Origin of the sequence: Variovorax sp. LjRoot84 (genome assembly GCF_964254305.1) — a bacterium.
Classification (GTDB): domain Bacteria; phylum Pseudomonadota; class Gammaproteobacteria; order Burkholderiales; family Burkholderiaceae_C; genus Variovorax.
The window spans coordinates 1,115,325-1,127,526 of sequence record NZ_CAXUTE020000001.1 but is presented as its reverse complement, the minus strand read 5'-3'; the positions used below and the strand labels follow the sequence as shown (position 1 = coordinate 1,127,526).

General features: G+C 69.4%; 10 protein-coding genes. 8 read left to right on the top strand and 2 right to left on the bottom strand.

What is annotated here, in order from left to right; genetic code table 11:
• Positions 1 to 152 precede the first annotated feature (152 nt).
• Positions 153 to 773: a ParA family protein gene (locus tag ACSQ9I_RS05645; protein ID WP_093109067.1), complete on the bottom strand. Its 621-nt coding sequence runs from the start codon at positions 771 to 773 to the stop codon at positions 153 to 155.
• Between the two features lie 70 nt (positions 774 to 843).
• On the opposite strand from ACSQ9I_RS05645, the gene ACSQ9I_RS05640 reads away from it, so the two are divergent.
• Complete coding sequence (locus ACSQ9I_RS05640) at positions 844 to 1,482, top strand: NAD(P)H-dependent oxidoreductase (protein ID WP_436312518.1); 639 nt, start codon at positions 844 to 846, stop codon at positions 1,480 to 1,482.
• A 2-nt stretch (positions 1,483 to 1,484) separates the two neighbouring features.
• Complete coding sequence (gene kefC / locus ACSQ9I_RS05635; RefSeq protein ID WP_436312517.1) at positions 1,485 to 3,335, top strand: glutathione-regulated potassium-efflux system protein KefC; 1,851 nt, start codon at positions 1,485 to 1,487, stop codon at positions 3,333 to 3,335.
• A gap of 6 nt (positions 3,336 to 3,341) precedes the next feature.
• Here the strand turns inward: kefC and ACSQ9I_RS05630 are convergent, their stop codons facing one another.
• Positions 3,342 to 4,208, bottom strand: coding sequence for an amidohydrolase family protein (locus ACSQ9I_RS05630; protein ID WP_436293935.1), 867 nt, complete (start codon positions 4,206 to 4,208; stop codon positions 3,342 to 3,344).
• A gap of 103 nt (positions 4,209 to 4,311) precedes the next feature.
• Between ACSQ9I_RS05630 and ACSQ9I_RS05625 the strand changes: the two genes are divergently transcribed.
• The 6 genes from ACSQ9I_RS05625 to ACSQ9I_RS05600 are packed head-to-tail and all read left to right on the top strand — an operon-like array spanning position 4,312 to position 12,154.
• On the top strand, positions 4,312 to 5,088 hold the full coding sequence (locus ACSQ9I_RS05625) for a crotonase/enoyl-CoA hydratase family protein (RefSeq protein ID WP_436312516.1): 777 nt from the start codon (positions 4,312 to 4,314) through the stop codon (positions 5,086 to 5,088).
• Positions 5,085 to 6,950 (top strand): feruloyl-CoA synthase, encoded by a 1,866-nt coding sequence (locus ACSQ9I_RS05620; RefSeq protein WP_436312515.1) that lies wholly within the window; start codon positions 5,085 to 5,087, stop codon positions 6,948 to 6,950. Before ACSQ9I_RS05625 ends, ACSQ9I_RS05620 begins: the two co-directional genes overlap by 4 nt.
• On the top strand, positions 6,947 to 7,711 hold the full coding sequence (locus ACSQ9I_RS05615; protein ID WP_436302964.1) for an SDR family NAD(P)-dependent oxidoreductase: 765 nt from the start codon (positions 6,947 to 6,949) through the stop codon (positions 7,709 to 7,711). The genes ACSQ9I_RS05620 and ACSQ9I_RS05615 overlap by 4 nt, the downstream gene beginning before the upstream one ends.
• Before the next feature lie 26 nt (positions 7,712 to 7,737).
• Positions 7,738 to 8,730 (top strand): Bug family tripartite tricarboxylate transporter substrate binding protein, encoded by a 993-nt coding sequence (locus tag ACSQ9I_RS05610; protein WP_436311903.1) that lies wholly within the window; start codon positions 7,738 to 7,740, stop codon positions 8,728 to 8,730.
• 2 nt (positions 8,731 to 8,732) lie between these two features.
• Positions 8,733 to 10,433, top strand: a complete 1,701-nt coding sequence (locus ACSQ9I_RS05605) for a tannase/feruloyl esterase family alpha/beta hydrolase (protein WP_436312514.1) — start codon at positions 8,733 to 8,735, stop codon at positions 10,431 to 10,433.
• On the top strand, positions 10,433 to 12,154 hold the full coding sequence (locus ACSQ9I_RS05600) for an acyl-CoA dehydrogenase family protein (RefSeq protein WP_436315714.1): 1,722 nt from the start codon (positions 10,433 to 10,435) through the stop codon (positions 12,152 to 12,154). The genes ACSQ9I_RS05605 and ACSQ9I_RS05600 overlap by 1 nt, the downstream gene beginning before the upstream one ends.
• Positions 12,155 to 12,202 lie beyond the last annotated feature (48 nt).

Sequence of the window (12,202 nt, the reverse complement as noted above, 5' to 3'; positions counted from 1 at the left end):
ACTCTATCCGGCCGGCGCCGCAACCGCTGTAGCTGGCGTGACAAGGGCGCCCCATTCGGGAAACACGGCGGAACCGGCTTTGCCGGGCCGCTGGTGCTGCCCCCGGTGAGGGGGTTGGCGACCACACGAAGTGGGCAAGCCTGGGGGAGAGCTTATGAATCGAGCCACTGGCGGATCGGCTCCCACTGCTCGAGGTCGCGCTGCACGCGCCCCGGCGCGATGTCGAACAGCGTGAGCCCGCGCGCCGCCAGCTGCACGTAGTTCTGCGTGTCGCGCAGCTCGCCCAGCACCGGCACGCCGAGCCCGGCGACGAATTCGCGCAGGCGATCGGCCGCCAGCGTGCGCGCGTCGACGCGCATGCCGACGAGGCCGATCTTTGTCTTGTCGGCATGGCGGTGCGCCAGCAGCTTGTCGAGGAAGTCGCGCGTCGCGTAGATGTCGAAGATGCTCGGCTGCAGCGGCACCAGCACCTTGTCGGCCACCGCCACCACGTCCTTGAAGCGCGCACCGTGCAGACCGGCGGGCGTGTCGATCACGGCATGCGTGGTGCCGCGCGGGGGCCGTACCACGTTGCCGTCGTCCGACGCCTCCCAGGTCCTGATCTCGCGCGCCTGCGGCGTGCGCAGGCCGAGCCAGAGCCTGGACGACTGCTGGCGGTCGATGTCGCCCAGCATCACCGCATGGCCGCGGCTCGCGAAATAGCCCGCAATATTGGTTGCGAGCGTGGATTTGCCGACCCCGCCCTTGGGATTGGCGACCAGGACCACCGGCATGACAGGCTCCTTGGATGCGAAAGACAGGCGCCATGGTAGCCGCGCGCGGAGTGCGCTATGTTCGGCGCCTATGATGACAACAACAGGCCCGGGAAGCCCCCCACCCAGCATCTATCTGCTCGCCGCCCATCCGCACTGGCGCGATTCGCGCGCCAACCTCGCCCTGCTCAAGGCGGCCCGCGAGGTGCCCGGCGTCGACGCCAACGACCTCTATGCCAGCTATCCCGACTACGCGATCGACGTCGAGGCCGAGCAGGCCCGCCTGGCCCGCGCCGACCTGCTGGTGCTGCTGCATCCGATCCAGTGGTACTCGATGCCGCCGCTGCAGAAGCTCTGGTTCGACGAGGTGCTGAGCTACGGCTGGGCCTACGGCGGCGGGTCGGCGCTGGAAGGCAAGGACTGCTGGCTGGTCGCGACCACCGGCGGGCCGGAGCACAGCTACCACCCGCAGAGCTACAACCGCTACTTCTTCGACGCCTTCCTGCCGCCCTACGAGCAGACCGCCGCGCTGTGCGGCATGCGATTCCTGCCGCCGTTGCTGTTCCACGGCGCGCGCAGGGCCACCCAGGAAGAGCTGCTGGCGCACGTCGAAGTCTTCACGGAGCGACTCTCGTCCTATCCGAACTGGCCCGAGCTGGAAGACATGGAGGGATGCCCCAGCTGCGTGGTGCCTGCCACCGACAGGCCGCACGAACACGAAGAGGCCTGAGCATGGAACATGCACCGGCCTGGCTCGTCAATTCCCTGATCTATCTGGGCGCCGCGGTACTCGTGGTGCCGCTGTCGAAAGCGCTCGGCCTCGGCGCGATCATCGGCTACCTGGCGGCCGGCATCTTCATCGGCCCCTGGGGGCTGGGCCTGGTCAGCAACGTGGTGGACATCCTGCACTTCGCCGAGTTCGGCGTGGTGCTGATGCTGTTCCTGGTCGGTCTGGAACTGGAGCCCAAGCGCCTGTGGAGCCTGCGCCGGCCGATCTTCGGCTGGGGCTCGGCCCAGGTGCTGGCCTGCGCTGTCGTGCTGTTCCTGGTCGGCTGGGCGGCCGGCGCGAGCTGGCGCGTGGCGCTGGTCGCGGCGCTAGGGCTCGCGCTGTCCTCGACCGCGATCGCGCTCCAGGTGCTGGGCGAGCGCAACCTGCTGCCGACCGCGAGCGGGCAGGCCGGCTTCTCGATCCTGCTGTTCCAGGACGTGGCCGCGATCCCGATCCTCGCGCTGCTCCCCCTGCTGGCGGTCGGCTCCGACACCGGCCCGGCCATCACCGGCGCCGACCGTGCGCTCGAGGGCCTGAAGATCGTCGCGGTCGTCGGAGGCATCGTGCTCGGCGGCAGGCTCGCGGTGCGGCCGATCCTGCGCTGGATCGCGCGCAGCAACACGCCCGAGATCTTCACCGCCGCCTCGCTGCTGCTGGTGGTGGCGATCGCGGCGCTGATGCAGTTCGTCGGCCTGTCGATGGCCCTGGGCGCCTTCCTCGCCGGCGTGCTGCTGGCGGAAAGCGAATACCGGCGCGAGCTCGAGACCGACATCGAACCCTTCAAGGGCCTCCTGCTCGGCCTGTTCTTCATCGCGGTCGGCATGAGCATCGACTTCGGCGTGCTGATCGCCCAGCCGGGGCTGATGGCGCTGGTGGTGGCCGGCTTCATGCTGTTCAAGTTCGTCGTGATCTACACGCTGGCCAAGCTGATGGGCGTGCCCTACCAGGAACGACCGGTGTTCACGCTGCTGCTCGCGCAGGGCGGCGAGTTCGCCTTCGTCGTGTTCCAGGCGGCCGGGCCCAACGTGCTGCCGCCGGGCGTCGCCTCCTTCCTGATCGGCGCGGTCGCGCTCTCGATGCTAATCTCGCCGCTCCTGCTGGTGGCGCTCGACAAGTGGGTGCTGCCGCGCTACAGCGCGCAAGGCCCGGTTTCGATGGACGAAATCTCCGAGCAGCAGGACGCCAAGGTGCTGATCTGCGGCTTCGGCCGCTATGGCCAGATTCTCGGGCGCATGCTGAGCGCGCAAGGCCTGACGCTCACCGTGCTCGACCACGACCCCGACACCATCGAGAGCCTGCGCGAGCTCGGCTTCCGCGTCTTCTACGGCGATGCGACCCGGCTCGACCTGCTGCGCACCGCCGGCGCCGGCACCGCCCGCGTGCTGGTGGTGGCGGTCGACGACATCGAGCAGTCGCTGACCATCGTCGACCTCGCGCGCGAGCATTTCCCGAACGCGCGCATCGTGGCGCGGGCACGCAACGTCGGCCACCTGTTCCAGCTGCTCGACCGCGGCGTGGAGTCGATCGAGCGCGAGCTGTTCGAGTCTTCGCTGCGCAGCGCGCGCTCGGTGCTCGAAGGGCTGGGCTGGCCGGCGCACGAGGCGCGCGAGGCCGCGATGCGCTTTCGCCGCCGCAACATCCAACTGATGTACGAGATCTACCCGCACTACAAGGACCGCGCCAAGCTGATCGCGGTCTCCAAGGAGGGCCGCCAGCAGTTCCAGGAGCAGCTGGCACGCGAGCGCGAGGAGCGCAAGAAGCGTTCGGGCCGCGACTGGGACCCGGCCGCTGAAGAGGAAGAACAGGTCCCTTGAGACCTGCTACTGGTCGAGCTTCAGCAGCCGCACCGCGTTGCCCTTGAGGATGCCGGGCATCACTTCGGGCTTGAAGCCGGCCTCCTCGAAATCCTTCATCCAGCGATCCGGCGTGATCAGCGGATAGTCGCTGCCGAACAGGATGCGGTCCTTCAGCAGCGTGTTGGCGTACTGCACCAGCTGCTTCGGAAAGTACTTGGGGCTCCAGCCCGAGAGATCGATCCAGACGTTGGGCTTGTGTGTCGCCACGCTGAGCGCCTCGTCCTGCCAGGGGAAGCTGGGGTGGGCCATCACGATCTGCATGTCGGGGAAGTCGATCGCGACGTCGTCCAGGTGCATCGGGTTGCTGTATTCCAGGCGCAGCCCGCCGCCGCAGCGCATGCCCGAGCCGATGCCGCTGTGGCCGGTGTGGAACACGGCCGGCAGGCCGTACTCGTTGATCACCTCGTAGATCGGCCAGGCCATCTTGTCGTAGGGGTGGTAGCCCTGCACCGTCGGATGGAACTTGAAGCCCTTGACGCCGTGCTCCTCGACCAGCCGCCGCGCCTCGCGCGCGCCCATCTTTCCCTTGTGCGGATCGATGCTGGCGAAGGCGATCATGATGTCGCTGTTCTTCTGCGCCGCCTCGGCGATCTCCTCGTTCGGGATGCGGCGCCGGCCCAGGTTCGACTCCGCGTCGACCATGAACATCACCAAACCGATCTTTCTTTCACGGTAGTAGTCGATGCTTTCCTGGATGGTCGGGCGCCGGCTCGACCGGAAGTACTTGTCGGCCGCGCGGTCGTATTCCTCGCCGTAATTGTCGAAGGGGTTCCAGCAGCTCACTTCGGCATGCGTGTGGGTGTCGATGGCGATCAGGTTCTGATGGTCCATGGTCTTGTCTCCGATGCGGGTAAATACCAGTGCTCAAGGGCGAAGTGCAGCTTGAATTAGTTATTTTCCATAACCATAATCGATCATGCTCCGGAGTGCAACCATGACCTATCCTGCCGACCTTCAACTCGAAATCCGCGACGACATCGCGATCATCCGCCTTACACGCGCAACCAAGCGCAATGCGCTCTCCGACGCGCTGATCCTCGCGCTGCGCGACACCTTCCAGAACCTGCCTTCCACCGTGCGCGCCGCGGTGATCGACGGCGACGGCCCGCACTTCTGTGCCGGCCTCGACCTCGCCGAGCTGAAGGAGCGCGACGCCGGCCAGGGCCTGCACCATTCGCGGCTGTGGCACGCGGCGCTCGACCTCGTGCAGTACGGCCCGGTGCCGGTGATCGCGGCGCTGCACGGCGCGGTGGTCGGCGGCGGGCTCGAGCTCGCGAGCGCCTGCCACATCCGCGTGGCCGACACCACCACCTTCTATGCGCTGCCCGAAGGCTCGCGCGGCATCTTCGTCGGCGGCGGCGGCTCGGTGCGGATCCCGAAGCTGATCGGCGCCGCCCGCATGACCGACATGATGATGACCGGCCGCGTCTACAACGCCGAGGACGGCGAGCGCGCCGGCTTCGCGCAGTACCTGGTCGCCGAAGGCCGGGCCCAGGAAAAAGCGATCGAGCTGGCGACGCGCGTCGCCACCAATGCGCCGCTGACCAACTATGCGCTGATGCACGCGCTGCCGCGCATCGCCGAGCAGCCGGCCGACCACGGCTTCTTCACCGAAGCGCTGATGGCCGGCATCGCCCAGAGCGCGCCCGAGGCCAAGGAACGCGTGCGCGACTTCCTCGAAGGCCGTGCGAACAAGGTGAGCAAGGAATGAGCGCTGTCCGCTACCGCCCGCTTGCCTTCGGCGTGACGCGCGCCGTGGTGCGCGAGGGCGCGCCGGGCACCCGCTACCTGCAGGCCGAGACGCCGCTGGCGCCCTACTGCGAGCGCATGACCGACCGCCTGCTGCACTGGGCCGAGGCGGCACCGGAACGCACCTTCATCGCGCGCCGCGAACGCCTGCCCGACGGCAGCACCGGCGACTGGATCCGCGTGAGCTACGCCGAGGCACTCCGGAAGGCACGCAGCATCGCGCAAGCCCTGCTCGACCGCGGCCTCGACCCCGAGCGCCCGGTCGCGATCCTGAGCGAGAACGGCATCGAGCACGCGCTGATGGCGCTCGGCTGCCTTCATGCCGGCGTGCCGCACTGCTCGGTGTCGCCGCCCTATTCGCTCGTGAGCCAGGACTTCGAGAAGCTGCGCCACGTGCTGGGCACGCTGACGCCCGGCCTGGTGTTCGCGGCCGACGCCGCGCGCTTCGGCAAGGCGATCGCTGCCGCGGTGCCGGCCGATGTCGAGGTCGTGCTCGTCGAGGGCACGCTGGAGGGGCGCAAGACCACCTCGTTCGAACAGCTGGCCGCGACGTCCGCGACGCCCGCCGTCGATGCCGCGCTGCGGGCCACCGGCCCCGACACCATCACCAAGTTCCTCTTCACCTCGGGCTCTACCAAGCTGCCCAAGGCCGTGATCAACACGCACCGCATGTGGTGCGCCAACCAGCAGCAGCTGCGCCAGTCGATCCCCGCGCTCGGCGAAGACCCGCCCGTGCTCATCGACTGGCTGCCCTGGAACCACACCTTCGGCGGCAACCACAACGTCGGCATCGTGCTCGACAACGGCGGCTCGCTCTACGTCGACGACGGCAAGCCCACGCCCGCCGGCATGGCCGAGACCCTGCGCAACCTGCGCGAGATCGCGCCCACCATCTACTTCAACGTGCCGACCGGCTTCGAGGCCATCGCGCAGGCGATGGAGACCGACGCGGTGCTGCGCCGCAACCTGCTGTCGCGCGTGAAGATGTTCTTCTACTCGGGCGCCGCGCTCTCGCAGCCCATCTGGGACAGCCTGCACAAGACGCAGGAGGCCGAGGTCGGCGAACGCATCGTGATGGGCACCGGCCTGGGCATGACCGAATCCGGCCCCTTCGCGCTCTATGTCACCGGCCCCGAGGTGAAGTCGGGCGACCTGGGCCTGCCGGCGCCGGGCATCGAGATCAAGCTGATCGAGGTCGACGGCAAGACCGAGGTCCGCTACCGCGGCCCCAACATCACGCCGGGCTACTGGCGTTCGCCCGCGGCCACGACCGAGGCCTTCGACGAAGAGGGCTTCTTCTGCACCGGCGACGCGGTGAAGTGGATCGACGACAACAACATCCACCGCGGCCTGCGCTTCGACGGCCGCATCGCGGAGGACTTCAAGCTCGCGACCGGCACCTTCGTGAGCGTCGGCCCGCTGCGCGCGAAAATCATCGCGGCCGGCGCGCCGTACGTGCAGGATGCGGTGCTGACCGGACTCAACCTCAAGGAGGTTGGCGCCTTGATCTTCTCGACGCCGAAGGTGCGCCAGCTCGCCGGCCTCGGCCCCGATGCGCCGATGCGCGAGGTGGTCCAGAGCGCGTCGGTGCAGGCGCATTTCCAGCGCGTCGTCGACGAGCTCGCGAAGAGCGCCACCGGCAGCGCCAACCGCATCGCGCGCCTCGCCCTGGTTTTCGAGCCGCCCTCGATCGACAAGGGCGAGGTCACCGACAAGGGTTCGATCAACCAGCGCTCCGTGCTCAAGCACCGCGCCGACACGGTGGATGCGCTGCACGCCGGCACCTTGCCCTTCACGTTGAAACCCCAAGGAGACAAAGCATGAACATCCAAGGACAAGCCGCGCTCGTTACCGGCGGCGCATCGGGCCTGGGCGAGGCCACCGCGCGCGAACTCGCGCGCCTGGGCGCAAGGGTCGCCGTGCTGGACGTCAACACCGCGCTGGCCGAAAAGGTCGCGGCCGAGATCGGCGGCATCGCCTGCGCCTGCGACATCACCAACACCGACAGCGTCAACGCCGCACTCGACAAGGCCGCGGCCGCGCACGGCCCCGCGCGCATCCTCATGAACGTGGCCGGCATCGGCAGCGCCAAGCGCATCGTCGGCAAGGACGGCAACGCGGCGCCGCTCGAAGACTTCGTGCGCGTGGTCAACGTCAACCTGGTTGGCACCTACAACATCAGCCGCCTCTATGCGGCGCAATGCGCAAAGCTCGATCCGCTCGAAGGCGGCGAACGCGGCGTGATGCTCTTCACCGCCTCGGTCGCGGCCTTCGACGGCCAGGTCGGCCAGCAGGCCTACAGCGCCTCGAAGAGTGGCCTGGTGGGCATGACGCTGCCGATGGCGCGCGACCTCGCGCAGCACGGCATCCGCGTGTGCACCATCGCGCCGGGCCTGTTCGCGACGCCGCTGTTGAAGGAACTGCCCGAAGCGATCCAGCAATCGCTGGCCGCATCGATCCCCTTCCCGCCGCGCCTGGGCAAGCCCTCGGAGTTCGCCGAGCTGGCCTGCCATATCGTCGCCAACGGCCACCTCAACGGCGAAGTCATTCGCCTGGACGGCGCGCTGCGCATGGCGCCGCGCTGAATTTCGCGAAGACAAGGAGACACACCATGACCGATCGCCGCCACTTCCTCCACACCCTGGGCGGCGCAGCCGCGCTCGCTGCCCTGCACCCCTTGGCCGCGCTGGCCCAGACCATCGAGCAGGTCAAGATCCTCTACGGCTTCCCGGCCGGCAGCGCCGGCGACGGCGTGGCGCGCCGCGTCGGCGAAAAGCTGGCCGGCTCTTCCTACACCCGCAACGCGGCCGTGGTCGAGAACAAGCCCGGCGCGGGCGGACGCATCGCGCTGGAGCTGCTCAAGGCGGCACCGGCCGACGGCAGCGTGCTGGCGCTCACGCCCTTCTCCTGCACCTCGATCTACCCGCACATCTACAAGAAGCTGAGCTACGACCCGGTCAAGGACCTTGCGCCGGTGTCGATCGCCGCGGTGATGCACCACGGCCTGGCGGTCGGACCGCTGGTGCCGGCCAACGTCAAGACGGTGAAGGATTTCCTGGCCTGGGCCAAGGCCAACCCCAACGACGCGAGCTACGGGTCGCCGGCGGCCGGCTCGACGCCGCACTTCATCGGCGCGCTCTTGGGCATCAACAACGGCGTCGAGCTCAAGCACGTGCCCTACCGCGGCTCCATCCCCGGCGTGACCGACGTGGTGGGCGGCCAGATCGCCTCGATGATCACGCCCAGCGGCGACTTCATCGCCAACCACAAGGCGGGCAAGCTGCGCCTCATCGCCACCTCCGGCAAGGCGCGCTCGCCGTTTTCGCCCGAGGTCCCGACCCTGGCCGAACAGGGCTTTCCGGAACTGACCACCGAAGAGTGGTTCGGCTTCTACGCGCCGGCCAAGACGCCGGCCTCGGTGATCGCCGCCGCCAACGCGTCCATCAACGCCGCGATCAAGGACAAGTCCGTCATCGACAGCCTGGCGGTGGTCGGCCTGATCGCCCAGGGCTCCACCGTCGAGGAGATGGCCCGCTCGCAAAGCGCCGAGTTCGAGCGCTGGGGTCCGCTGGTCAAGAAGGTCGGCTTCACCGCAGAGTCCTGACGATGAAAACGGCCTGCTGGACCGCGCTGGGCGCGGTCGCGGTGCTCGTCGCCTGCACCTCGGCAGGCCCCGGTGCCCACGCCCCCAGGCTCGGCGCCGCCCGCCCGGGGCCACTGCTGTCGTGCACCGACCTCGCGGCGAAGGCCGCGCGCCCGGATACGGTCTACACGAGCGCCGTCGAAGTACCCGCCGGCACCGTCGCCGTCGGCAATGCGCGCCTTGCAGCGCCGGCCCATTGCCTGGTGCAAGGCCGCATGAACGAACGCGTGAGCACAGTCGACGGCAACAGCTACGCCATCGGCTTCGAGATGCGGCTGCCGCTGGCGTGGAACGGCCGCTTCTTCTACCAGGCCAACGGCGGGCTCGACGGCGCGGTGGTACCGGCCGTGGGCGGCATCGGCGGCGGTGGGCCGGTCGGCAGCGCCTTGCAGATGGGCTTCGCCGTCATCAGTTCCGATGCCGGCCACGCGGGTTCGCTGGGGCCGCGCTTCGGCATCGATCCGCAGGCGCGCCTGGACTACGGCTACAACGCGGTCGCGCAACTCACGCCGATGGCCAAGTACCTGATCGCGCAGGCCTACGGCCGCGGCCCGGACCGTTCGTACATCGGCGGCTGCTCCAACGGCGGCCGGCATGCGATGGTGGCGGCGGCCCGGTCGCCCGGCCAGTACGACGGCATCCTGGCCGGCAACCCCGGTTTCAACCTGCCGAAGGCGGCCGTGGCGCAGCTCTACGGCGCCCAGCAATACGCCAAGGCGGCGAGCGCCTCCACGCCGGCCGGACAGCCCGATCTCCAGAGCGCCTTCACGCCCGCGGAGATGCAGCTGGTGGCCCGGCGCGTGCTGGCGCGCTGCGATGCCCTCGACGGGCTGGCGGACGGCATCGTCTCGGACGTGAAGGCCTGCCAGGCGCGCTTCCGGCTCGACGCCGACGTGCCCACCTGCACCGGCGCGCGCGACGGCAGCTGCCTCGCCCCGGCCCAGAAGAGCGCGCTCGCCAACGTCTTCGCCGGCGCCCGCAACAGCAGCGGCCGGACGATCTACAGCAGCTTCCCCTTCGACGCCGGTATCGCCGGCAGCAACTGGCGCGAGTGGAAATTCGCGAGCCCGCCGACGCGCGATGCCGGCGCGGTGGCCTTGATCTTCAGCACGCCGCCGCTGGCCGACCGGCCGGGCGGCCTGCCCTTCGCGCTGGGCTTCGACATGGACCGCGACGCGCCGCTGATCGAGGCCACCAGTGGCATCTACCGCGACTCGGCCATGGCCTTCATGGCGCCGCCGGATGCCGCGGACCTGAGCGCGCTGCGCGACCGCGGCGCCAGGATGGTCGTCTACCACGGCACCAGCGATCCGGTGTTCTCGTCGGACGACACCGCCGCCTGGTACGAGCGCCTGCAGGCCGCCAACCGGGGCGATGCCTCGTCCTTCGCGCGCTACTTTCCGGTGCCGGGCATGAACCATTGCTCTGGCGGCCCGGCCACCGACCAGTTCGACATGCTGAGCGCGCTCGTGGGCTGGGTCGAGCAGGGCCAGGCGCCGCAATCGGTGATCGCCGCCGCGCGCGGCCCGGGCGCCAACGCGGTCAACGCCGAGCTGCCTGCCGACTGGTCGGCCCGCCGCACCCGGCCGCTGTGCCCCTATCCGCGTGTCGCGGCCTACACCGGCGGCGATCCCGAAAGAGCGGCCAGCTTCGCCTGCCGATGATGACCTACCAGCCCCGCCCCGATGAAGTCCGCTTCTTGCTGGAAGCCGTGCTCGGCGCGACCCCGCGCCTGCGCGCACTCGCGCCCTTTGCCGAGTTCGACGACGCATTGCAGGCGCAGGTGCTCGACGAAGCCGGCAAGTTCGTCGCCGAGGTCATCGCGCCGGTCAACCGCACGGGCGACGAAGCGGGCTGCCATTTCGCCGACGGCGAGGTGCGCACGCCACCCGGTTTTCGCGAGGCCTACCGGGGCCTCAGCGAAGGCGGCTGGCTCGCGCTCTCGGCCGCGCCCGAAGACGGCGGCCAGGGCCTGCCCGCCGTGCTCGAAGCGATCCTGTTCGAATGGCTCAGCGCGGCCAACCACGGCCTCACGATGGCGCCCGGCCTGCTGCATGGCGCCTACGAATGCCTCAAGCACCACGGCAGCGAAGAACTGAAACAGCGCTACCTCTCGAAGATCGCGAGCGGCGAATGGCTCGCAACCATGTGCCTGACCGAGGCCCATGCCGGCAGCGATCTGGGCCAGGTGCGCACGCGCGCGGTGGCGCAGCCCGACGGCAGCCATCGCGTGGCCGGCGGCAAGATCTTCATCTCGGGCGGCGAACACGATCTCACGGAGAACATCGTGCACCTGGTGCTGTGCCGGCTGCCGGATGCGCCGGCCGGCCCCAAGGGCTTGTCGCTGGTGCTGGTGCCCAAGGTGCTGCCCGACGGCACGCGCAACGCGGTGCACTGCGAGCGCATCGAGGAAAAGATGGGTCTGCACGGCAGTCCGACCTGCGTGATGCGCTTCGACGAGGCCACCGGCTGGCTGATCGGCGAGCCGAACCGCGGGCTGGCCGCGATGTTCGTGATGATGAACGCGGCGCGGCTGCATGTGGCGCTGCAGGGCATCGGCCTGCTCGACGCGGCCTGGCAGAAGGCCGAGGCCTACGCGCACGAGCGGCGCCAGATGCGCGCACCCGGGCCGGCGCCTGCGAGCCGCGGCTCTGGGCCGGCCGACCTGATCGCCGAGCATCCGGCGATGCGCCGCATCCTCGACACGCAGCGCGCCTGGATCGATGGCGCGCGGCTCCTCGCCTACCGCACCGCGCTGCAGCTCGACATCGCCCGGCACGACGCCGATGCCAAGGCGCGGGAACGGGCGCAACGCTGGTGCGCGCTGGTCACGCCGGTGCTCAAGGCAGCCTGCACGCAGCAGGCTTTTCAGGGCGCCAGCGAATGCCTGCAGGTCTTCGGCGGCCATGGCTATGTGCGCGAGTGGGGCATCGAGCAGGTGCTGCGCGATGCGCGCGTGACCATGATCTACGAGGGCACCAACGAGATCCAGGCCATCGACCTGCTGGTGCGCAAATTGCTGCCCGACGGCGGCGCCGGCATGTCGGCGCTCCTGATCGAACTGCGCGACGAGCTCGATGCCTCGCGCGAGATCGAGGCCGAGGTACAGCGCCGGCTCGCGCAGCTGCGCTACCTCGGCACCACGGTCGTCATGGCAGCCGGCACCGATGCCGCGCTGCCTTATGAAGTGGCCGACGACTACCTGCGGGTCGTGATGCTGGCCATGCTGGCCTGGGCCTGGGCGCGCATCGAGCGGACTGCGCCAGGCGAGCTACGCTGGTCGAAGCCCGCCGCGGCGTTCCGCCGCTGGGTGCTGCCCGAATTCGAGATGCGCCTGGGCATCGTCAAGCGCGCCTGCGAGGCCGTCACGCAAGCTGGCACCTGAGCGACGCTCGCCAGATGCGCGACCCGCCCAAGCCAGTTACCCTCCGAC

Coding starts and splice junctions, on each gene's coding strand:
- ACSQ9I_RS05645 (WP_093109067.1), bottom strand. CDS start 773: ATGCCGGTGGTCCTGGTCGCCAATCCCAAGGGCGGGGTCGGCAAATCC.
- ACSQ9I_RS05640 (WP_436312518.1), top strand. CDS start 844: ATGATGACAACAACAGGCCCGGGAAGCCCCCCACCCAGCATCTATCTG.
- kefC (WP_436312517.1), top strand. CDS start 1,485: ATGGAACATGCACCGGCCTGGCTCGTCAATTCCCTGATCTATCTGGGC.
- ACSQ9I_RS05630 (WP_436293935.1), bottom strand. CDS start 4,208: ATGGACCATCAGAACCTGATCGCCATCGACACCCACACGCATGCCGAA.
- ACSQ9I_RS05625 (WP_436312516.1), top strand. CDS start 4,312: ATGACCTATCCTGCCGACCTTCAACTCGAAATCCGCGACGACATCGCG.
- ACSQ9I_RS05620 (WP_436312515.1), top strand. CDS start 5,085: ATGAGCGCTGTCCGCTACCGCCCGCTTGCCTTCGGCGTGACGCGCGCC.
- ACSQ9I_RS05615 (WP_436302964.1), top strand. CDS start 6,947: ATGAACATCCAAGGACAAGCCGCGCTCGTTACCGGCGGCGCATCGGGC.
- ACSQ9I_RS05610 (WP_436311903.1), top strand. CDS start 7,738: ATGACCGATCGCCGCCACTTCCTCCACACCCTGGGCGGCGCAGCCGCG.
- ACSQ9I_RS05605 (WP_436312514.1), top strand. CDS start 8,733: ATGAAAACGGCCTGCTGGACCGCGCTGGGCGCGGTCGCGGTGCTCGTC.
- ACSQ9I_RS05600 (WP_436315714.1), top strand. CDS start 10,433: ATGACCTACCAGCCCCGCCCCGATGAAGTCCGCTTCTTGCTGGAAGCC.